The sequence below is a fragment of the Allobosea sp. P1_A7 genome (genome assembly GCF_056406775.1).
In genome coordinates, this window is the sequence record NZ_JBFTZN010000092.1 from 29,573 (window position 1) to 49,854 (window position 20,282).

Genomic DNA, 20,282 nt, shown 5'->3' on the forward strand with positions numbered 1-20,282 from the left:
GTTCGGATGAGAATGTGGTCGAGCTTGCCTCGGGGCGAAATTGGGGACGTGACATGCGGGTTCTGCTGATCGAGGACGATAGCGCAACCGCCCAGAGCATTGAGCTGATGCTCAAATCAGAGAGCTTCAACGTCTATACGACCGATCTGGGCGAAGAGGGTGTCGATCTCGGCAAGCTCTACGATTACGACATCATCCTCCTCGACCTGAACCTGCCGGACATGTCGGGCTATGAGGTGCTGCGCTCCCTTCGCGTCGCGAAGGTGAAGACGCCGATCCTGATCCTCTCCGGTCTTGCCGGCATCGAGGACAAGGTGAAGGGCCTCGGCTTCGGCGCCGACGACTATCTCACCAAGCCCTTCCACAAGGATGAGCTTGTCGCGCGCATCCACGCCATCGTGCGCCGCTCGAAGGGCCATGCGCAGTCGGTCATCACCACCGGCGATCTCGTCGTCAATCTCGACACCAAGACCGTCGAGGTCGATGCCGCCCGCGTGCACCTGACGGGCAAGGAATACCAGATGCTGGAGCTGCTTTCGCTCCGCAAGGGCACGACGCTGACCAAGGAGATGTTCCTGAACCATCTCTATGGCGGCATGGACGAGCCGGAACTCAAGATCATCGACGTTTTCATCTGCAAGCTCCGCAAGAAGCTCGCCAATGCGTCGGACGGAAAGAACTACATCGAAACCGTTTGGGGCCGCGGCTACGTGCTGCGCGAGCCGAACGATGTCGAGGAACGCATTCCGGCATGATCGGTGTCATCCGGTCGTCACGATCGGATGCGACAAGAGATACAGCCTGATCGTCGGATGTACACGACAGGTTGACGGGACCCCGCCGAGAGGCGGGGTTTTTGTTTATGGCGGCAGCGGCCTAAAGCATCGGTCCGAAAGTCGATTGCGGTTTTCGGGCAAGCCGATGCAAACACAGAAGGTTCGATCATCGACCGGATACGGTATCCAGTCCGATGATCAGAGGCGGGAGCCGGCCGTGGGCAGCGGACGCGGCCGGTCGAAGGGGTAGCCGAGACCGAGCGACTGAGCCTTGCCGGAGCGGCCGTCGCGGTAGAGGCCGCGATGCTGCTTGTCCGGAACGATGCTGGTGGTGATCCCGATCACCGTCTCTGCGGCGCCAAGCAKGAAGGCTCCGTCCGGGGCGAGCCGCTGGGCCAGTGCGGCCATCACCCGCGCCTTGGTCGGAACGTCAAAATAGATCAGCACGTTGCGGCAGAGGATCACGTCGAAGAGGCCGAAATGACCGCTCGAATCGAGCAGGTTATGCTGCCGCAGCGCGACCATCGCGCGAATCTGCTCCGAGATGCGCCACTTGTCGCCTTCCTGCCGGAAGTGCTTCAGCAGGAGTTGGATCGGCAGGCCGCGCTGGATCTCGAACTGGGTGTAGAGCCCGCCACGGGCGCGCTCCAGGACTTCGGCGGAGATGTCGGTTCCGACGATCTCGATCCTCCAGCCCGCCAGCTGCGCCGCCATCTCATCCAGGATCATGGCAAGGGAATAGGCTTCCTGTCCGGTCGAAACTGCGGCGCACCAGATCCGCAGGGAGCGGTGGGCCGCATTCGCAGCGAGTTTCTCGGGGAGGATCACATTGCGGAACAGATCGAATGGGGTCCGGTCGCGGAAGAACAGCGTCTCGTTGGTGGTCATCGCCTCGACGACGGCATTCTCCAGGCCGCGGTCGCCTTCGAGCCTGAGGCGCTGCACAAGCGGACCGAGCCCCGCGATATTTCGCTTTCGGCAGAGGATGCCGAGCCGGCTCTCGACGAGGTAGCGCTTCTCGGTGCTGAGGGAGAGACCCGAGCGCAGGTGCAGCAGCGTGCGCAGGAAGTCGAAATCGGCCTCCGTCATGCCGAGGATCCTCCACGCACCAGCGCACGAATGGCGGGGCCGATGCCGTCGAGCGCGACAACGGTGCTGGCATGGCGAGCGCGCACGACGGAGCCTGGCATGCCCCAGATCGTGCTCGATATTTCATCCTGTGCGATTACGGCGGCGCCGGCGCGGCGCAACGCGCCCGCGCCATCCGTGCCGTCACTGCCCATCCCGGTCATCACCAGGCCGAGCGCGGCCGGACCGAGGTGATTGGCAGCTTCGGTGAAGAGCACATCGACGGCGGGTCTGCAGAAGCGTACCGGCGGCCCGTCGCCGATGCTCGCGACGATATGGCCAAGCCTGCGATCGATGCCGAGATGGCGTCCTCCCGGCGCGATATAGACCGTGCCCCTGCTCAGTCTTTCGCCATCGAAAGGCTCGCGTGCCCTGACACCGATCTGTCCGGAGAGCTGTTCCGCGAAGGACGCCGTAAAAAGCGGAGGCATATGCTGGACGACAAGCGTCGTCAGGTCCTGGRGGCCATCGCCAATATCGGTGAGGACCTTGGCCACGGCGCGGGGGCCGCCTGTCGAGGCGCCGATGACGAGGTAGCGCGGCATCATCGAGATCAGCGGCCTGAGATCCATGATGCCGCTCGGCAGACCCGGCTCAGGCGGGACTTCGCTGAAAGGCAGCAACGCCTCGTGCGAGGATTGTGCGATGCTGCTGAGCTTGAGCAGGAATTCGCTCCGGAAATCCAGCGACAGCGTCATGCCGGCGCGACTTTCGGGCTTGGGCAGCACGTCCATGGCGCCCATGGTCATGCCCTGCAGGGCGAGCCGGGCATTGCGTTCCGTCAGCGTCGTGGCCAGCAGGACGGCAGTCTTCGGGCTCTCCCTGACGATCTGGGGCAGTGCTGCAAGACCGTCGAGGCCGGGCATGTCGAGGTCGAGGACCATGATATCCGGGCGGTAGCGCGTGGCATGCTCCACGGCCATCTCACCGTCGCCTGCCACCGCGACGACGTGAAACTGGCCGCTCTCGCCGAGCCAGCGTGCGAACAGCCCGCGCACGACGACGGAGTCGTCGGCGATGACGACGGTCTTCGGACGTATGGCTGTTCTGCCATGGCTGGATGAGCGAGGGCTCATCATTCGGCACGACCCCTGTGCGTCGAGTGCAGGGCTGGCTGGGTGGGCCACCAATGACCTGCCGAGAAATAGGCCGCGACAGCACGGGCCGCGGCGCGACGTGTCACAGCAGGCCGACCTGATGGAACTTGGAGGCGACGATCTCCTTGTCGAACGGCTTCATAATGTATTCGTCGGCGCCGGCGTGCATGGCGCGCGCGATATGGGCAATGTCGTTCTCGGTCGTGCAGAAGACGACCTTGGGCCGTTTGCCGCCTGGCATCTGCCGCAGGGTGCGCAGGAAATCATAGCCGTCCATGATCGGCATGTTCCAATCCAGCAGCACAGCGTCCGGCATCTCGCCTTTGCAGGCATCGATCGCCCGGGCGCCGTCCTCGGCTTCTGCGATTCGGAACTGGAGACCCTCGAGAATGCGGCGTGCGACCTTGCGGATCACCGCTGAGTCATCGACGACGAGGCAATATTTCATGGTCATTCTCCAGAATGAGCGGGCCGCGGCTCAGGCAGCCAAAGGCAGGTCGATCTTCAGCACTGCGTCGATGTCGAGCACGACGAGAAGGCGGTCTTCGAGGCGATGAACGCCGGCTGCCAGGGAGGCCCAGGCGCGGTCGAGATGGACCGGCACGGGCTCCAGCGTGGAGTGATCGAGACGGATCACCTCGCCGACCGCGTCGACGATCAGTGCGTAGGCCTCTCCACCATGATCGATCCCCACCGCAACCAACTCCTTGGCTCCGCTCGGCAAGGGCTCCCGGCCGAGCCGCTTGCGCAGGCAGAGTGCGGTCACCACCCGCCCGCGCAGGTTGAGCAGGCCGATGATTTCGGGCGGGGCCAGCGGCACCGGCGTGATGCGGCTGGTATTGAAGACGTCCTGCACGCGGCCGATCGGCAGCCCGAGCAATTGCTCGCCAATGGTCACGGTGACGTAGTCGAGGGATTCCGTGAAGCCCGTCGCGTCAGGGGCGGGACGTGGGTTGATCTGCTGAGAGCTCATGCCGCCTGCCTCAGCCTGGAGCGGTTGTCCGCCAGCTCGGCGAGCAAGGCACGGCGATCGAATTTCGCGACGATCGCGTCCATGCGCGCCTGCGTTGCGAGCGCGTAGAGCTCCGGGGTGGCGAAGGTCGTCATGCCGAGGATCCGGAACGCATCGCCGTCTTCGCCGTCACGTAGTTCGGCCGCAAAGCCGAGCGCTGCTTCGGTGTAGCGGTCGAGGTCGATCAACACGCCGTTGAGCCCGCCGGCGGCGACATGCTGGCGGGCGCTGGCGATATCGGCGGCGAGTGTGACGCGAAGTCCTGCGGCCTTCAGGACGGGGGCCAGCATTTCGCGCAGGAATTCGGAAGGCTCGACCATCAGGACATGCGCGCTGCTGGACACGCCTTCGCGGCGGCTGGCCCGCAACCAGTTCGGATCGCCCTTGGGCAGGTAGTGCGCCAGATCGAGGATCTCGGTGGCGCGCCCCCTGATGATCGCCGACCCGACGGCGCCCTGATCGAGCATGGCCTGCAACTCGACATCGAGAACCTCGTCAACGATGTCGACGATCGCGTCGACGGCGAGGCCCATGGTCAGCTCGCCTTCCGCGATGATGACGAGTGCCTGCAGACCCTTGCTCTTCACCTGTGTTTCGCCGACGGGGATAATCGGCATCAGACGGCCGCGATAGTTCAAAAGCACGCGACCGCCGCTGATCTCGAACCGCTCTGCCTCGACCTCTTCCAGCCGTGTGACGAGCGAGAGCGGTACGGCTTTCAGGCTGTCGGCGCCGGCGCGAAACACCAGCATGGTCGTGCGCTCACCGACAGGGGAGGGGCCGCTGGCCGCGTTCTGCTCGGGGGCATCGGCAGAGGTCGTCGCTCCGACGAGGCTGGCGACGCCATTGGGGTCGACGATCAACACGACCGCGCCATCGCCTAGGATGGTGTTGCCGGAGAAGATCGGGATGTGACGCAGCTTCGTCGACATCGGTTTGACGACGATTTCCTCGGTGTGGAACACGGTGTCGACCAGAATGCCGAACTGACGTTCGCCGATCTGTGTCACCACGATGAACCCGTCTTCTGCTGCCGCGGGACCGGCGTTCAGTAATCCGGCAAGTGCGATGATCGGCAGCAATCGGCCACGCAGCCGCAGGACAGGTGTGCCGTTGATCTGCTCGACGCGGTGATCGGCCCCGGCCTTCACGCGGACGAGCTCGCGCACGACGATCTGGGGGATGGCGAAGCGCTGTTCGCCGCAGGCCACGATGAGGGCTGCGACGATAGCGAGGGTGAGCGGGATCTTGATGGTCAATGTGGTGCCGGCACCCACCGTGCTGGCGATGTCGATCAACCCACCAATGGCGTCGATATTAGACTTGACCACGTCCATGCCAACGCCGCGCCCGGAGATCGCGGTGACATTCTCCGCGGTCGAGAAACCGGGATGAAATATCAGGCGGCTGAGCTGCGCTTCGCTCATGCGCTCGATCTCGCCCTCATGGGCAAGACCTTGCTGCAGTGCCTTGCGGCGAATGCGCTCGAAGTCGAGGCCGCGCCCATCGTCCGAGATGGAGATGGTGACCGACCCGCCCTCGTGATAGGCGGCGAGGCGAATGGTGCCGTGGGCCGGTTTGCCAGCGGCGACACGGTCGGCAGGTGGCTCGATCGCGTGATCGGCGCAGTTGCGCACCATATGGATCAAGGGGTCCTTGATCAGGTCGAGGATCTGCCGGTCGAGCTCGGTATCGGCGCCTTCGGTGACGAGCTCGATGCGCTTTCCGAGCTCGCCGCTGAGGTCGCGCACGATGCGCGGCAGCTTCGACCAGGCATTGCCGATCGGCTGCATGCGGGTCTTCATCACCCCATCCTGCAGTTCGGCGGTGATCAGGGACAGACGCTGGAGCGGCGCCTTGAGCGCGGCGTCATCCTGGCGACGCGAGATTTCGAGCAACTGGTTGCGGGTCAGCACGAGCTCCGAGACCATCGTCATCAGATGCTCGATCGTGTCGACATTGACGCGAAGGCTCGCCGGACCCGCCGAGCGGCTCTCGCGGGGGGAGGCGTCTTCGGCGGCAGCATCGTGGCGGGCCGCGCTTTCGATGCGCCCGTCCGGTCCGCGCTGCGGTCCGGGTGCGCTCTGGAAGACGAGGTCGAGGCCGTCATCGGTCGCGGACAGAGCGTGCCGGGCCAGGTAGGCGGCGACCGGATCCGATAGGTTGACCGAAGGGGACTGTGCCAGCTCCTTCTTGGCCTGGTCGGCCAGCGCCTGCAATTCGCGGATCAGGACCTCGTCGCTGCCGGTTGGCTCCTGGCCCTTGTCGGCCAGCTCCGCCAAGATCTCCTTGATGCGATCGATGGTTTCCAGAATCGCGGTCACCGCGATCGCGTTCACGGTTGCGCCGTCGCGGAACTGGCCCATCACGGTTTCTGCCGCATGCGTCAGGGCTTCGAGGCGCGGCAGGCCAATGAACCCGCACGTGCCCTTCACGGTATGAACCAACCGGAAGATGTTGCGCAGGATGTCGCGATTATTGGGTTCCTGCTCGAAGCGCACGAGCTCCCTGTCGACCGTGTCGAGATGCTCGCCAGTCTCGCCAAGGAACTCTTGGAGCAATTCGTCCATGCCGAAGACCATTACCCACGCAACAATGCAGCGCCCATCTATGCAGCGGAAGGGTTTATGATCGGTTGAGACAGGACTGAAAGCGCTATGTTCCTGCGCTCTCGGCCGAAATGGCTCAGTCCGCCTTGTCGGCCGTGATCGTCACGGTGTCGCCGTCGATGGCGAAAGCGACCTTCATACTGGCTGCGCGGGCGACCATGCCGGCGTAAAGCGGCTGCACGGCGTGGGCGTCGATCGTGCCGGTCTCGGAGCGGCCGGCGAGCAGTTCCTCGACATGGGCCGGAATGCGGGCATGAGAACCGGTGGCGGTGATATGGAAGCTGCCCTGCTCGCCCTCCAAGGTGGTGCGGGCGACGAGACGTCCGCCGCGCGGCACCGCCTGCGTCGCGAGGATCAGCAGGTTGAGCACGAGCTTGACCTGATTCTTCGGCAGCAACGCGCGCGGGGCCTCCCAGTCGAGCGAGAGCTTGTCATCGTTCAGGAAGCCATTCGCGACCGTGCCGGCATCGCCGAGGTCGATCATCGCGCCTGCCGATCCCGCCGCGCCGAAGGCAAGCCGGGCGAATTGCAGGCGGGCGGACGCGCTGCGCGCGCTCTTCTTGATCAGCTCGAGTGCGAAATCGCGCATCGAGGGATCGTCTTCCTCCAAAACCTCGAGCGCGTTGACGATGGCGCCGACCGGGCTGATCACATCATGGCAGACCCGGCTGCAAAGAAGCGCAGCCAGATCGAGCGGCTCGAGCGAGATGTCGGTCATGGCAGATGTCCTGGGAACAGCGTTTCGGGGCGCTCATGGCAAATGAAGCGCCGATAGGATAAGGTATGAGGCGATCTTGGTTTGCATGTGGTTAACTGTGTTTTGGCCAGCAGAACAGCGAATGGGCGCCCAATCCGCATGATAGCGCCCGATGATCCGCGCCTTTCCGACCGCAATGCGCTGGCTGAGAAGCTGGCCGAGGCGGCGCGCCTCAGCGGCGCCGTGCTTTTGGCCATGCGCGCGGCAAGGGATGTGCGGAGCAAGGCGGACGGTTCGCCCGTCTGTTCCGCTGACCTCGCCGCCGATCACGCCGCGAAGGCGGCCCTCGCGCGGCTGCTGCCGGATTTTCCTGTGATCAGCGAAGAGAGCGTCGAAACCGCTCAGCCTGCCCCCGTTTTCATCCTGCTCGACCCGCTGGATGGCACGCGCGAATTCCTGGCGGCGGGTGGCAGCTACTGTGTCGCGATCGCCATCATCAGCGGCACGCGGCCGATCGCGGGGGCGATCGCCGCGCCGGAGATCGGGCGGCTCTGGTTTGCGGGGGAAGATGCTTTTGCGCAGGCCATCGCGCCGGATGGCTCAACGCTCGGTGCGGCGCAACGCATCGTCGCCCGCCCCACTCCGGCGACCGGTCCAGTCGTGCTAGTCAGCCGCTTTCACGGAGACGCGCTCAGCAGCAGCGTTCTCAGCGCGATGTGCAAGAGTGAACAGATGCCGATGTCCTCGGCGGTGAAATTCGGCCTGATCGCCAGTGGCGAGGCCGATCTTCATGTCCGCGGAGGAACAACGATGGAATGGGATATTGCCGCCGGCGACGCGATTTTGACCGCAGCTGGCGGTGTCGTCCGGCAACTCGACGGCAATGTGCTGCGCTATGGCGGCGCCGAGCGGCACTATCGCAACCCGTCCTTCGTGGCGGCCAGCAATGAGGGATTGGCCGGGCGCGCGATCGCCCTTGCGAAGGAACTGACGCCTGTCGGCCAGACGGGTACCGTAGGTTAGATCACAGGACCGGATAATCGTATCCGGTCTCCTAACCTTCCAGGGTGCATCGGCTTGTCCGAAAACCGCAATTCGTTTTTCGGGCCGACGCTTCAGCGAGCGATCTGCTGGCTGACGCGCTGCCAGTTGGATTCCGCAAGTTGGCGCAGGGAGGTTTCCTGGGTGAAGCGGCGCCTGTTCTCTTCGCTTCGAAAGAGGAAGAGCCGCGAATCAATGATCGCGAAGCGACGCGGGTCGGTCTCGACGACACGTCCATCGGCTACCGCGAGCGGGTCGAAGCCTGCAAAGGCTGGCTCGTAGACGCCGGGCGAATCACGAAAGGCTTCGCGGTTGCTGGCCGTGCTGAAGCGCCAGACTGCGCCGTCATAGATCAGCTCATAGTCCGGGCGACCGGAAACCGCGCGACCTTCTGCCTGATAGGCAACGGGGTCGTAGCCGCCCAATGCCAGCCCGGAACGGCTGTCGCGCTGCATTTCCTCGCCAATTGCAGGCAATTCCGGAAGGCCATGGGGCAGCGCCGCCGGCTGGGGCAGCACCGGCTGGACCGCGATGGCAAGGGCGAGGACGCCGACTGCGATCGAAATCCAGCGCTGCCATTTTACGGCCTTCATCACAGATTCCTTTGCTGGGTGACGACGGGGAAGCACCTCCGCGCAATCTTCACGGGTTGGATACTCTTGGGGCGTATCAAACTGGTTACTGAATTGTCGCGCATTCGCGTGATGCCGTGCCCCGCCGCGCATCCGGCCACCCGGCCGGGATGCGACGCCTAGCCCGGAGTTTCCTCAATGGATCTCACTCGCCGTTCTCTTCTGGCCGGTGCGGTTGTCTCGGCCACTCTTGGCCTGAGCAGCCTGCCGGTCCTGGCGCAGCGCCAGAATCCGCAGTCCTTTTCCCAGACCGAGCTTGTCAGCTCCGGTCATCAGTTCTTTGGCAATGTCTCGCGCGGACTTGCGCTGACGATCGAGGAGGCGGTCCGGCGCTGGGGCGAACCCAATGGCTATGTTCTCGGCCAGGAGGCGTCCGGTGCCTTCGTCGGTGGCCTCCGCTTCGGCGAGGGCACGCTGTTCACGCGTAATGCCGGCGATCGTAAAGTGTTCTGGCAGGGCCCGTCCGTCGGCTTCGACTTCGGCGGAGAAGGCGCTCGCACCATGATGCTGGTCTACAACCTGCCGGTCGTCGATGCGCTCTACCAGCGTTTCGTCGGCATTGACGGCTCGGTCTACTTTGTCGGCGGCTTCGGCTTCACTGCAATGGCAGCCGAGGGCGTGACGCTGGTGCCGATCCGGACCGGCGTCGGCTGGCGGCTCGGCGTCAATCTCGGCTATCTCAAGTTCACGCCGCAGGCGACCTGGAACCCGTTCTGACCGGGAGGGCTCGTTTTGCTGGCCATGGCGCTGTTGTCATGGCAGGGTTTCGTTCTTGGAATCGTTCCTGATCGGAGCCCGGTGAATTGATCGAAGCCGTCATGCTCGTCACGCTCGGCTTCCTGACAGCCATTCTGCTGGCGCTGGCGGCATTGCCGGCGCTTGCCCGACGGGCCGACCGCCTGGCTCGCAAGCGGGCAGAGGCGGCGTTCCCGCTCTCGCTGGCGGAGATCGCAGCCGATCGAGACCATCTGCGGGCGGAACTGGCGATGCAGGCGCGGGCTCTCGAGCAACGGGCGGAAAGCGGGTTCGCTGCAAGGGCTGGGGCGATGGAAGAGCTCGGCCGCCGCGACATGGCGATCGGGCGGCTCGAACGGGAGCTCGGTGCCCGCGAAGAACGCATCAGCGGGCTCGAGGGCGATCTGGCGGCCACGCGCACCGATCTCTCCGAAACCCGCGACGCGCTGGCCAGGGAAATCGCAGCGGCGGCGCTGGCCAGTGGTACGATCGAACAGCGGATCCATGATCTAGGTGCATTGGAGCACAGCCTGAACGAGGCCAGGCTTGCGTTACGTGGCACTGGCTCCGATCTCGATGCACGCACCGGAGAGCTGGCAGAATTGCGCGCGACGCTYGAGCAGACCCAGGCACTGCTTGCGGAGCGTGAGGCCGAGCTCGCGCAATCCCGCCAGGAAGGCGATGCTCATCGCGTTGCGCAGGTCGAAGGCCGCACGCGCATCATGGTGATCGAGGGAGAGCGCGGCGAGCTCGCAGCCCAATTGGCGGCGAGCCGGCGCGCCGTCGATCAGGCGACGGCCGCGCTCAAGGCGATGACGACCGATCGGGATAGCGAAAGACTGCGCGCCGACGCCCTGGCCGCACGCGCGGTACAAGCAGAGGCAGGCCTTGCGGCGGCGGATTCCGGAGCAGTTGAGGTGGCTGCGGAGGCTGGTCGTCTCGCGGCGCTCGCCCGCAAGGTCGAGGAGGAGCGCGACCAGCAGGTGCGGATGAAGCAGGAACTCGAAGCGGAGTTGGCGCAGGAGAAATCCATGAACGCGTCCAGAAAACAGCGGGCCGCCGAAGAGGTCGCGCAGGCCCAGAACGAGTTGCGGGCTCGGGATGCCCGGTTTGAAACCGAGCACGCGGAAGCGCAGACCCTGCACGGGGCACTGGCTCAGGTGCGAGCCGAGCTTGCGCGCACCAAGCAGGAACTGTCCCAGTTGCGACGCGAGGCGAAGCCCGTCGATGATCCGGCTGCGCGGAGCGACAATGCCGCCCTGCGGCAGGAGATTGTGCGGATCGCCGATCAGCTCCTGGCGCCGCCGCCGAGCCGGGAAGCGGCGGAATAGCGCGCAATCCCGCGGAAAACCGTTTCCACCTTGGGCGCTTGATGCTTTAGGAAGGCGCGCAGGCTTTTCGCCGCGTCCAACAGCTCTGGCCTGAGACGGTGCCGTGACGGATAAGACACTCGATATTCTCTGCATCGGCGAGCCGCTGGGCGAGTTCAATGCGACCCGCGGCGAGGCCGGTTCGTTCCGCTTCGGACATGGCGGGGACACCTCGAATTGCGCGATCGCCGCGGCGCGGCAGGGTGCCAGCGTCGCCTATGCCGGCGCTTTGGGGGATGACAGCGCAGGCCGCTCCTTCCGTGAGCTCTGGGCCAGGGAAAACGTCGATGACAGCCATGTCACGACCCATCCGACCGCGCCGACCGGGCTCTATTTCGTCGATCACGGACCGAACGGGCACGTGTTCTCGTATCTGCGTGCGGGGTCGGCCGCGAGCCTCTGCGGACCGCGCGACCTGCCGCTCGACTTGGTTCGGTCGGCCAAGGTGGTGCAGGCATCGGGGATCAGCCAGGCGATTTCGGCAAGTGCCTGCGATGCGGTATTCGAGGCCTTTGCCGCGGCTCGTGCGAGCGGCGTCACCACGGCCTACGATACCAACCTGAGGCTGAAGCTCTGGCCGCTGACCCGGGCGCGAGCGATCATCCATGCGGCCTGCGCCATGGCCGATATCGTGCTGCCAGGCTTTGACGACGCGACCCAGTTGACCGGCCTGAGCGAGCCGGATGCGATCGCGGATTTCTATCTCGGCCTTGGCGCAAGGATTGTCGCGCTCACGCTGGGCCACGAGGGCTCGCTGGTTGCGACGCCGGAGCGGCGTCAGCGCTTCGTGCCGATCAAGGTCGACGCGATCGATGCGACCGGAGCCGGCGACTGCTATGACGGCGCCTTCCTCGCAGAATATGTGCGTACGGGCGATCCCTTTGTCGCTGCCGCCTACGCCAATGTCGCGGCGGCACTTTCCACGCTGGGTTATGGCGCAGTCGCGCCGCTGCCAAGGCGCGCCGATGTCGAGGCGCGGATGGCCGTTGAGGCAAGGGCTTGATTGAGATGAACGTTCCGATCCTGAGCCAGGCCGGCGATCTGCTCGCCGGCTATGACGTGCTCATCAGCGATGTCTGGGGCGTCGTGCATGACGGTGTCTGGGCCCTCGAACCCGCTTGCGATGCGTTGATCAAGTTCCGGCAGCGTGGCGGGGCGGTCGTGCTGCTCTCGAATGCGCCCGGCCCCTCGGAGCAGATTGCCGGCGTTCTCGACGACAAGCGCGTTCCGCGCGAGGCCTGGGATCGGCTGGTGACCTCCGGCGATGTGACCAAGGCGCTCATCGCAGCGAGCCCGACACGGAAGATCTATCATATCGGCTGGCATGCGGACCGGGCCGTGTTTGCGGGCCTCGATGTCAGTCTCGTCGACGAAGCGGAGGCGGAGCTCGTCGTCGCGACGGAGCTGAACGACTATCGGCGCGAGACACCAGAGGATTACCGTCCGCTGCTGACGCGCCTTGCGGCGCGCAAGCTTCCCTTCATTTGCGGTAATCCCGATCTCGTCGTGCATGTCGGCGAGGATCTGCTGCCTTGCGCCGGAGCGCTCGCGACGATCTACGAGGAACTTGGCGGCTCGGTCGCCTGGGCCGGCAAGCCACATCGCCCGGCCTATGACCTGGCGCTCTCTGCTGCCCGGGAGGCTCGTGGCGGGCGCGCGATCGAAGCCGACAAGGTTCTGGTGATCGGCGATGCGGTGCGGACCGATCTTGCTGGTGCTCGCATGATGGGTTTCGACAGCCTCTTCGTCGCCGGTGGCATCCATCGCGAAGAGACGATCCTGGATGGAGAGGTCGACCCGGCTGGCGTCACCCGTGTCCTGGCAGGGCAGCTGGCCGTGCCTGTCGCGGCCATGGCCGCGCTCGCCTGAGCGCACTTCAGACCGGAGGCGCCCGCTGCGCCTTCAGCCAGGCTCCGATATCGGCGTAGAGCCCCTCGAAGGGGCGGAAGACGAAGCGGATCTTCGATCGGCCCGGCGGCACAGCGACCGCCCGGAACAGGACATTGGCGCGAAGCAGCTGAGCTGGCTTGCCGTCGACTTCGACCTGCCACCAGTGATGCCAGACATCATTGAGAACGACATAGCCTCCGCGCGGTGCATCCGCCTCGAGAGCAACTTCGGTGGTGCCGTAATCGGCGATGCGGACCGAGCCGGACTGAGCCGGCCCGACGGGCAGAGGCGGCGGGGCCCGCTCCAGCAGGACCGTGGTTCTCGGGTCGAAACTTGCCGGCCATTGGCCGCTTGCCAGGATCGCGCCGAAATCGACCCGCTCGGCCTTCTCGACAAGCAGCACGCGTGGCAAGGCGCGCGGGTTCTCGTAGACATAAGCATCACGCGTCCTGGCGATCTGAACGAGGTCGCCGGGCTTCAGGGTCTTGTCGATCTGTTCGACGGGGACGCCGGTCGCGATGAAACGCAGGCCGAGCATGTCGGCGAGCAGCGAGCGGTAACCCGGCATCAGCGGCGAAAACGTGCGTTGGTCTGGCAGTCTCGCGCTTGAGCAGAGCAATCGTCTCGTTCGTACTGTCGGCGCGCAGGACGTCATAATTCTGCGAGGGCAGGGCGGTGGATTCGCTCGGACCGTTATTGACGGAGAGATCCACCGTCAGCGTCGCCGCCAGCAGGGCAGCGGCCGCCAGCGTTGCCCCTCTCAGCGCGAGTCCGCGTGCCGCAACCAGTGCGCCCGCGCTCAAGAGGGCGCAGAGCAGCRCCGTGACGAGCGGGATCGTCGCGACACCGACACGTCCGACGGTCCAGGCGAGCCAGAGGGCAAGCCCAAGGCCGCCGGCCAGGAGCGCGGCCTGGACGAGCACCTGCCAGAGCCGCGTCGGTGGCGCCGTGTCGGTCATGACGAGATGGGTCAGGTAGCCGCCGAGGATCGCAAGCAGCGCCCCCAGGATGAAGAGCGCGTCGGCCGGCCGCCGGTAGAAACTCACGCCGGGCAGCGCCTCGAAGATCAGCCGGAAACCGGGTGTGTAGCGACCGAGTGCGTAGACCAGCACCAGCAGCGCTGCGATGGCGATCGCGATGATCTCACGCCGCAGCAGCGCGCCACGCACCAGTCCGACGGTCAGGATCAGCAACATCGGCAGGAAGCCGAGATAGAGCTCGCCCATGTTGCGGGCGAGATAGAGATCGAGCGGTCCGAACCGCTGTTCCCAGGCAGGACTCGGCGGCCCCCAGAAGTTCTCGAGCGGCCCTGCCGCGCCATAGAGATTGGCGATCAGCCCGGTCAGCAGGGATGCAGGGTGCAACGAACCCTTGCCGGCACCGATGAGATCGATGGCGGGCCGGTTCGATTCCTGGGCCAGGAAGGCGGTGAGCAGGATCGGAACGGTCGCGACGAGGATGGCGCCGAGCGATCCGGCGAGGAGCGGGAGGATGCTTGCGCGCAAGGCCCGCAGCGGCCTGTCGGCCATGGCAATGGCGGCGATCACCAGCCCGGCCAGGACATAGACGCCGAGCAATGCGACCTGATCGCGGCCGAGCACCATGAAGCCGGCCACGATGCCTGCTGCCAAGCCGTAGATCAGCGAGCTGCGTTCAAGCGCACGCGACAGCAGCAATAGCGTTATGGCGAAGTAGCCGAGACTGAGCACCTGCCCGATATGTTGGATGCGCCAGGCTGCCGAGGCGCCGAAGGCGAAGGCGAGAGCTGCAACGACGGCACCGGCCGGATGCCAGTTGCGATCTCGAAACAGCAGCACAACCGCGAGGGCGCCCGCCAGCAAGGTGCCGAGCACTGCGCCGTCGCTCCAGCGAAAGCTCGGCGCCGGATTGAAGATCGCGATCAGCGCGAAGGGGGGTGAAAAGATCAGGGATTGCGGGTCGGCGACCTGCGGCGATCCGGCAAAGGCATAGGGGGGCCAGGACAGGGCCAGCCAGGCGCAGAATACGATGCAGAACACGCTGGCCAACGGCCAGCGTGTCGAGGGAACCAGAGGGGGGGCGGTGCCGGGCTCGGACATCAGTGAGCTCTGCCCGAAGCTGCTGCCTCGATCAATCTGTCGGGGCGGCGCGAGCCATCAACGCGTCCATGTCGATGAAGTGACCGGCACGGTCTCGCTTGGAGGCGAGATAGCGGACGTTGTGGACGTTCGGCCGGCCGAGCACGCGCTGGGTTGCGGCGACCTCGAGGCCCGCGGCCTTGATCGCGCCGATCTTGAGCGGGTTGTTGGTCAAGGCGGTGACGCTCGTCACGCCAAGCTGCTTCAGCATCRTGGCGGCAAAATCGAAATGGCGCTGGTCGAGGTCGAAGCCGAGCACTTCGTCTGCGTCATAGGTATCCCAGCCCTGACTCTGCAGGCGGTAGGCGCGCATCTTGTTGGAGATGCCGTTGCCGCGGCCTTCCTGGTCCAGATAGAGCAGAATGCCACCCTCGTTCTCTGCCATCCACTGCACGGTCTCGCGCAGCTGGTCGCCGCAGTCGCATTTCAGCGAACCGAAGAGATCGCCCGTCAGGCAGGCCGAATGCAGGCGCACAGGCACGGCCGTGTCGAGATCCGGCTTGCCGACGATGATCGCAACCTGATCGCGCAGGCCCTCGCCGCCGCGGAAGACGACGAACTCGGTTTCCGGCGCACCTTCCAGCGGCACCGGCGCCCGCCMGACGATCGCCAGCGATGCGACCTGTTCGCCCCGGTAGGCGTTGATCGCCTGAATGGTGACCTCGACCAGCGGCTCTCCGGCGATCTCGTCAGCTGCGACCGGAACAAGGATCGTCGCTGGCAAGACCAGCGAAAGCCTGGCGAGCTCGATCGCGGCTTCGTCGAGCGAACCGGCTGGCGCAACGGGCGCATCGACCTTGGCGTCGATTTTCAGGGCAAGGGTTTCGATCCGGGCAAGATCGAGCGTCGGCATCGCCAGGATGCCGGTCTCGCTCCGGCCCTTGGCTCCGAGCCTGCGCAAACGCGCCGCGCTGAGAATGAGGTGCGCTCGGCCACGGGCAAGTTCGTCGAGACGCTGAACCAGATCAGCGTCCGCGAGCTCCGCGGACAGAGCCAGAGCCAGACTGACGCCATCGCGCAAGAGCACCGGTCGGGCGGCGCGGAATTCTGCGATCGCACGATCGACCGTCACGAGGCTGGTTTCTTGCGAGCGGCCGAAGAGTGTACGCGACCTAGACATCGGCGACTTGGGCATCGAACTGTCCGTCAGATTGCACCGGCGAGCGGCGGAGGAATGTTTATTCTACGATCAGGAAATCGCTAGGGATGCGCGACTGACCCCGGTTTCGAAACGTTCCCGGGGGCAGACGGTTCCCGTTGCCAAAACCCTCACGTCGGCTGAACTTAGCAGCCATCCAATCTGTTGCCGCCAGCTGTATAGGAAGGCGAGATTGAACGCGAGATGAATGGGCGAAGGTAGCGGCATACCCAATCACAGGAAGCCATGGGAGAGCAGGGTGATCAGTCACGACGCCAAGGCCGCCAAATCGGGCATGGGAGAGATCTACAGCCCGGTCGCGCGGGGTTTCCACTGGCTGATCGTTGCGCTCGTCCTCGTGATGATCCCGCTTGGCCTGGCGATGACCTATCGCGGCAAGACGCTCGATATCTGGGATGCACTGACCAACTCTCTCTACAGCGCGCATAAGCTGATCGGCTTCACGCTGCTCTGGCTGATGGCCGGGCGATTGGCTTATCGCCTGCTGCATGGCGCCCCGTCCGACGAGCCGACCCTGCTGTGGTGGCACAAGGCCGGTTCGCATCTGGTGCATTGGCTGCTCTACGGCCTGCTGCTCATCGTGCCCATCCTGGGCTGGATCGGTGTGTCGCTCTTTCCAGCGCTGACGATCTTCGATCTGTTCGATCTACCGGCACTCGCTGCGCCGAATGAGGATATGGCGAAGAGGGTGCTCAATATCCACGGGTGGCTGGCGCTCGGCATGGCCCTGCTGATCGCAGCGCATATCGCAGCCGTGATCTATCACCGTTTCATCCGCAAAGACGGCGTGCTGCGGCGGATGTGGCCGGGATCGCGCTAGCCGACCCGCTTCAGACGGGCCGGGCCCAGAGATCCTGATGGCCGACGAGCCCGGACACGGTAGCGCGCTTGGCCTCCAGCCAGTCTGCGACCGTGGCGGGGTCGACATGGCCGGTTTCGGTGACCGCCTCGGCGATGCCCTTGGTCAGGGCCTCCGCTAATTCGCGCTGGCTCTCGTCGATCAACCACGGACTTTCGCCGGTGGAAACCGCGAAGCCGGATTTGCGGAAAGCCTCGGCCATCGCCTCCGTAGCATCCGGTCCAGCGGCTGGACCAAAGCCCTTGTCGCTGTGCTGATGATGGTGGAAGGCCGCCAGGACTCTGGCGTCGGCGTCATGCTTCGGCTGCCACTGCTCGCGACCGTCATAGGTCAGCACCGTGTAGAGCGGGACGTTCTGGCTCACGAGTGCGGCGACGAAGCGTTCAAGCCATCGCTTCGAGGTGAGGTCGAACAGGGCGGCGGCGGTCACCAGATCGGGCTGCCAGCCCAGGACCCATTCGAGATCCTTGTTCAGGTCCGCCTTGCGGGTATCGACGGTGATCGTCTTGCCGCCCTTGCTCAGGACGAGCTCCTCGCCCTGCTCGCGGACGTCATCGGCCCAGGCCGCGAGGCGCTCGCGAGCGACGCCAAGCAGGCGCTCGTCGAAATCGACGAGCGTCCAGTGCTGCCGGGCGGGGAGCGTGGAATAGGTGCCGCGTAGGTTGGAGCCTGCGCCACAGCCGAGATCGACGATGGTCAGCGATGGACGGCTGGAGAAATGGGCGCCAACGGCTGCAAGCAATTGCGGGTTGCGTGCCGCGTGATCGGCCGGCTCGCGCAGGGCCAGCCAGTCTGGAGAAAAGCCGCTCATGCAAACACCTTTCGGCAGGTCTCGGCGACGATCGTCGCGGTGTCTTGCCAGCGAGGCAATGTCTCGGCCGCGGCCCAGGAGGCATCGGCGAGGCGCTTTCTGCCAGTCGGTTGAGCCAGAAGCTCGCTCAACGCCCGGGTCAATGCGCCGGCATCGCCGGGAGCAACCTTGATGGCGGCGTCGTCCGGCACTGTTTCAGCTGCTGCGCCGCCGGTGGTGCACAGGATCGGCAGGCCTCGCGCCATCGCCTCGGTCAGCACCATGCCATATCCCTCGAAGAGGGAGGGCATGACGAAGATGTCGGCCTTGTCATAGGCCTGCGCCAGCTCGGCGTCGCCGACGGCCCCCGCCAGCGTGATCCGGTTCTGAAGCCCGGAAGACGCGATCTGTGCCTTGAGCGCGAGCGTTGTCGCGGGCGCCCGGTCGGCCGCGCCGATGATCGTGAGCCGCCAGGCAAGGCCCTGCAGCGGGTGCAAGGCCTCAACCAGGATGTCGTAGCCTTTGCGCGGGACGAGAGACCCGACCGCGAGCAGTTGCAGCGGCTCGTCCGGGCGGCCGCCGGCAGCACGCGGCGCCCGATCGACGCCGGGTTCCGCCACTGCGATGCGCCCGGCGGGGACTCCGAAATCGGAGACCAGAAGGCGCTTGGTCGCCGGACTCGTGACGATGATGGCGCTCGCATGACGCAGAGCGGCGGTTTCGCGCGCAATCAGCGCGCGGGGAGCCGGGCAGGGCGAGATGCCGCGCTGCGACGCCGTTCGCGCGCCATTCCCGCAGGAGGCGACGATCATAGCCATAGCCGCCCGTAGGTAGGTCGATCTCGCCGGGGATCGCGAAGACGATCTCGCTCACGCGAGGGCGCCCTCATAGCTGGCGCGGGCGAGGTCGGTCTCATGCAAGGTGACGCGGATGCGGGACAGCCCGGCGCCGTCCTCGCCGAGGGCCCCCGACTTCGCGGCTCCAGCGATTGCGTCGAAGATATATTTGCAGAGGAATTCGGTGGTGGTGAGCACGCCAGAAAACTGCGGCAGCGCATCGAGGTTCTGATAGTTCAAAGGCTTCAGCGTCTTGTTCAGCACGTCGAGCGCGGCGCCGATATCGACCACGACATTCTGGCGCGTGAGCCGCTCGCGGAAGAAGGCGACATCGACCACGAAAGTTGCGCCGTGCATGTTCTGCGCCGGGCCGAAGAACGGATCGGGCAGCGAGTGGCCGATCATGATGCGGTCGCGGACTTCGACGGAAAACATGTGCAACTCCCTTGAGCCGGCGCGTCGGCAGGCTCCTGTCTTGGCCAACGCGCCGGTGTCAGGTCAATAGCGCAGCACTGCCGCAAGCCCGCGCCAATCTGCTGACAGCACGCCGGGAAGCTGCGCCGGAGCGTCGGCGAAGAGGATYTCCTGCGTGATCAGCCCGTCCAGACGTTCGTCGGCGAGGAGGGCCATCGCGGCCTGGGCGCGCCTGGCGTAGTCCCATCGGGAACGGCGCGAAGGTGAGACCTGCCCAACCTGCGAGGAGACGATCTGCAATCGCTTGGAATGGAAGGCGCCGCCGAGCGGGGCGGGCACAACGCCCTCGCCATACCAGCTCAGCTCGACGATGCGGGCCTCGAAACCGGCCGCTGCTATCGCCGTGGCAAGCCCTGGCGCCGAGGCGCTGGCATGGAAGACGAGATCGGCGTTCTCGGGGGCGGCGTCGGGCCGTGCGAAACCGAAGCCGAGCTGTTCTGCCAGCGTCGCGCGGCCGGGGTCGATATCGACAAGCGTCACATCGGCACCGGGCATCCGCGCCGCAAGCCAGGCGACCAGCAGGCCAAGCACGCCGCCACCGACGACGACGATGCGGTCGCCGGGACCTGATGCGGCATCCCAATGCGCGTTCAGGGCGGTTTCCATATTGGCGGCGAGCACCGCGCGGCGAGCAGGAACGGCATCGGGCACGACCGTCAGGCGTTCGTGCGGCGCAACGAAGCGGCTCTGATGCGGATGGAGGCAAAACACCGTCTTGCCAATGATATCGGCCGGCCCAGCTTCAACCAGCCCGACGGCACAATAGCCATATCTGACCGGGAACGGGAACGCTCCTTCCTGGAAGGGCGCGCGCATGCGCTCGTGCTCGGACGGCGGCACGCGCCCCTCGAAGACCAGGCGCTCGGTGCCACGGCTGATGCCGCTCCAGAGCGTGCGAACAAGGCAATCGCCCGGTCCCACCGGGGGCACCGTAACGGTGTTCAGGGCGCATTCAYGCGGCGCCACATACCAGAGGCCCATCGCCGTCGAACTTGCGCCGGCTGCGAATGCCGGCTTTAGCTCCTGCGCCATGTTGAGCAGACCCTCGCCTTGCACCACC

General features: G+C 65.5%; 21 protein-coding genes. 7 read left to right on the forward strand and 14 right to left on the reverse strand.

Annotated elements, in window-relative coordinates:
• Window positions 1-53 precede the first annotated feature (53 nt).
• Window positions 54-755 (forward strand): response regulator transcription factor CtrA, encoded by a 702-nt coding sequence (gene ctrA, locus AC1D34_RS17615; RefSeq protein ID WP_069882553.1) that lies wholly within the window; start codon window positions 54-56, stop codon window positions 753-755.
• A gap of 219 nt (window positions 756-974) precedes the next feature.
• Here the strand turns inward: ctrA and AC1D34_RS17620 are convergent, their stop codons facing one another.
• From AC1D34_RS17620 to chpT, 6 genes are all read right to left on the reverse strand, one after another.
• On the reverse strand, window positions 975-1,865 hold the full coding sequence (locus AC1D34_RS17620) for a CheR family methyltransferase (protein ID WP_476824864.1): 891 nt from the start codon (window positions 1,863-1,865) through the stop codon (window positions 975-977).
• Entirely contained in the window at window positions 1,862-2,980 is a 1,119-nt protein-coding gene (gene cheB, locus AC1D34_RS17625; protein ID WP_476824865.1) for a chemotaxis-specific protein-glutamate methyltransferase CheB, read from the reverse strand. The genes AC1D34_RS17620 and cheB overlap by 4 nt, the downstream gene beginning before the upstream one ends.
• A gap of 103 nt (window positions 2,981-3,083) precedes the next feature.
• Window positions 3,084-3,449: a response regulator gene (locus tag AC1D34_RS17630; RefSeq protein ID WP_043237911.1), complete on the reverse strand. Its 366-nt coding sequence runs from the start codon at window positions 3,447-3,449 to the stop codon at window positions 3,084-3,086.
• A gap of 30 nt (window positions 3,450-3,479) precedes the next feature.
• A complete protein-coding gene (locus tag AC1D34_RS17635) occupies window positions 3,480-3,974 on the reverse strand; it encodes a chemotaxis protein CheW (protein WP_441505145.1) in 495 nt (164 codons plus the stop codon).
• Window positions 3,971-6,583 (reverse strand): hybrid sensor histidine kinase/response regulator, encoded by a 2,613-nt coding sequence (locus AC1D34_RS17640; RefSeq protein WP_476824866.1) that lies wholly within the window; start codon window positions 6,581-6,583, stop codon window positions 3,971-3,973. Before AC1D34_RS17640 ends, AC1D34_RS17635 begins: the two co-directional genes overlap by 4 nt.
• Window positions 6,584-6,698: 115 nt before the next feature.
• Entirely contained in the window at window positions 6,699-7,340 is a 642-nt protein-coding gene (gene chpT, locus AC1D34_RS17645; RefSeq protein ID WP_476824867.1) for a histidine phosphotransferase ChpT, read from the reverse strand.
• A 138-nt stretch (window positions 7,341-7,478) separates the two neighbouring features.
• On the opposite strand from chpT, the gene AC1D34_RS17650 reads away from it, so the two are divergent.
• Entirely contained in the window at window positions 7,479-8,342 is an 864-nt protein-coding gene (locus AC1D34_RS17650; RefSeq protein WP_476824868.1) for a 3'(2'),5'-bisphosphate nucleotidase CysQ family protein, read from the forward strand.
• Between the two features lie 92 nt (window positions 8,343-8,434).
• Here the strand turns inward: AC1D34_RS17650 and AC1D34_RS17655 are convergent, their stop codons facing one another.
• The gene (locus AC1D34_RS17655; RefSeq protein ID WP_441505148.1) at window positions 8,435-9,085 is read right to left on the reverse strand and encodes a YHS domain-containing (seleno)protein; all 651 of its coding nucleotides are present in this window, start codon (window positions 9,083-9,085) and stop codon (window positions 8,435-8,437) included.
• Between the two features lie 45 nt (window positions 9,086-9,130).
• On the opposite strand from AC1D34_RS17655, the gene AC1D34_RS17660 reads away from it, so the two are divergent.
• From AC1D34_RS17660 to AC1D34_RS17675, 4 genes are all read left to right on the forward strand, one after another.
• Window positions 9,131-9,709 carry a DUF1134 domain-containing protein gene (locus AC1D34_RS17660; RefSeq protein WP_043237907.1) on the forward strand — a complete coding sequence of 193 codons (579 nt, stop codon included), beginning with the start codon at window positions 9,131-9,133 and terminating at the stop codon, window positions 9,707-9,709.
• Window positions 9,710-9,795: 86 nt separating this feature from the next.
• Window positions 9,796-11,058 carry a coiled-coil domain-containing protein gene (locus AC1D34_RS17665; RefSeq protein ID WP_441505149.1) on the forward strand — a complete coding sequence of 421 codons (1,263 nt, stop codon included), beginning with the start codon at window positions 9,796-9,798 and terminating at the stop codon, window positions 11,056-11,058.
• Between the two features lie 103 nt (window positions 11,059-11,161).
• Entirely contained in the window at window positions 11,162-12,100 is a 939-nt protein-coding gene (locus tag AC1D34_RS17670) for a sugar kinase (RefSeq protein ID WP_441505150.1), read from the forward strand.
• A gap of 5 nt (window positions 12,101-12,105) precedes the next feature.
• Entirely contained in the window at window positions 12,106-12,966 is an 861-nt protein-coding gene (locus tag AC1D34_RS17675) for a TIGR01459 family HAD-type hydrolase (protein ID WP_476824869.1), read from the forward strand.
• A 7-nt stretch (window positions 12,967-12,973) separates the two neighbouring features.
• Here the strand turns inward: AC1D34_RS17675 and AC1D34_RS17680 are convergent, their stop codons facing one another.
• Genes AC1D34_RS17680 through ribA form a run of 3 tightly spaced genes read right to left on the reverse strand, consistent with a single transcriptional unit; the run spans window position 12,974 to window position 16,176 of the window.
• On the reverse strand, window positions 12,974-13,525 hold the full coding sequence (locus AC1D34_RS17680) for a hypothetical protein (protein ID WP_476824870.1): 552 nt from the start codon (window positions 13,523-13,525) through the stop codon (window positions 12,974-12,976).
• Window positions 13,428-15,065, reverse strand: coding sequence for a hypothetical protein (locus AC1D34_RS17685; RefSeq protein WP_476824871.1), 1,638 nt, complete (start codon window positions 15,063-15,065; stop codon window positions 13,428-13,430). The genes AC1D34_RS17680 and AC1D34_RS17685 overlap by 98 nt, the downstream gene beginning before the upstream one ends.
• A 31-nt stretch (window positions 15,066-15,096) precedes the next feature.
• Window positions 15,097-16,176: a GTP cyclohydrolase II RibA gene (gene ribA / locus AC1D34_RS17690; protein ID WP_476824872.1), complete on the reverse strand. Its 1,080-nt coding sequence runs from the start codon at window positions 16,174-16,176 to the stop codon at window positions 15,097-15,099.
• Between the two features lie 325 nt (window positions 16,177-16,501).
• Here ribA and AC1D34_RS17695 point away from each other — a divergent pair, with 325 nt between their 5' ends.
• Window positions 16,502-17,083: a cytochrome b gene (locus tag AC1D34_RS17695; RefSeq protein ID WP_441505154.1), complete on the forward strand. Its 582-nt coding sequence runs from the start codon at window positions 16,502-16,504 to the stop codon at window positions 17,081-17,083.
• Between the two features lie 10 nt (window positions 17,084-17,093).
• On the opposite strand, the gene AC1D34_RS17700 is transcribed toward AC1D34_RS17695, so the two are convergent.
• The 4 genes from AC1D34_RS17700 to AC1D34_RS17715 form a co-directional block, all read right to left on the reverse strand.
• Window positions 17,094-17,933: an SAM-dependent methyltransferase gene (locus AC1D34_RS17700; protein WP_476824873.1), complete on the reverse strand. Its 840-nt coding sequence runs from the start codon at window positions 17,931-17,933 to the stop codon at window positions 17,094-17,096.
• A complete protein-coding gene (locus tag AC1D34_RS17705; RefSeq protein WP_476824874.1) occupies window positions 17,930-18,724 on the reverse strand; it encodes a glycosyltransferase family 4 protein in 795 nt (264 codons plus the stop codon). The genes AC1D34_RS17700 and AC1D34_RS17705 overlap by 4 nt, the downstream gene beginning before the upstream one ends.
• 57 nt (window positions 18,725-18,781) lie before the next feature.
• Window positions 18,782-19,183 (reverse strand): 6-pyruvoyl trahydropterin synthase family protein, encoded by a 402-nt coding sequence (locus tag AC1D34_RS17710; RefSeq protein WP_069879596.1) that lies wholly within the window; start codon window positions 19,181-19,183, stop codon window positions 18,782-18,784.
• A gap of 63 nt (window positions 19,184-19,246) precedes the next feature.
• Window positions 19,247-20,254: a zinc-dependent alcohol dehydrogenase gene (locus AC1D34_RS17715; protein ID WP_476824875.1), complete on the reverse strand. Its 1,008-nt coding sequence runs from the start codon at window positions 20,252-20,254 to the stop codon at window positions 19,247-19,249.
• Window positions 20,255-20,282 lie beyond the last annotated feature (28 nt).

Coding starts and splice junctions, on each gene's coding strand:
- ctrA (WP_069882553.1), top strand. CDS start 54: ATGCGGGTTCTGCTGATCGAGGACGATAGCGCAACCGCCCAGAGCATT.
- AC1D34_RS17630 (WP_043237911.1), bottom strand. CDS start 3,449: ATGAAATATTGCCTCGTCGTCGATGACTCAGCGGTGATCCGCAAGGTC.
- AC1D34_RS17635 (WP_441505145.1), bottom strand. CDS start 3,974: ATGAGCTCTCAGCAGATCAACCCACGTCCCGCCCCTGACGCGACGGGC.
- AC1D34_RS17640 (WP_476824866.1), bottom strand. CDS start 6,583: ATGGACGAATTGCTCCAAGAGTTCCTTGGCGAGACTGGCGAGCATCTC.
- chpT (WP_476824867.1), bottom strand. CDS start 7,340: ATGACCGACATCTCGCTCGAGCCGCTCGATCTGGCTGCGCTTCTTTGC.
- AC1D34_RS17650 (WP_476824868.1), top strand. CDS start 7,479: ATGATAGCGCCCGATGATCCGCGCCTTTCCGACCGCAATGCGCTGGCT.
- AC1D34_RS17655 (WP_441505148.1), bottom strand. CDS start 9,085: ATGCGCGGCGGGGCACGGCATCACGCGAATGCGCGACAATTCAGTAAC.
- AC1D34_RS17660 (WP_043237907.1), top strand. CDS start 9,131: ATGGATCTCACTCGCCGTTCTCTTCTGGCCGGTGCGGTTGTCTCGGCC.
- AC1D34_RS17675 (WP_476824869.1), top strand. CDS start 12,106: ATGAACGTTCCGATCCTGAGCCAGGCCGGCGATCTGCTCGCCGGCTAT.
- AC1D34_RS17680 (WP_476824870.1), bottom strand. CDS start 13,525: ATGCTCGGCCTGCGTTTCATCGCGACCGGCGTCCCCGTCGAACAGATC.
- AC1D34_RS17700 (WP_476824873.1), bottom strand. CDS start 17,933: ATGAGCGGCTTTTCTCCAGACTGGCTGGCCCTGCGCGAGCCGGCCGAT.
- AC1D34_RS17705 (WP_476824874.1), bottom strand. CDS start 18,724: ATGATCGTCGCCTCCTGCGGGAATGGCGCGCGAACGGCGTCGCAGCGC.
- AC1D34_RS17710 (WP_069879596.1), bottom strand. CDS start 19,183: ATGTTTTCCGTCGAAGTCCGCGACCGCATCATGATCGGCCACTCGCTG.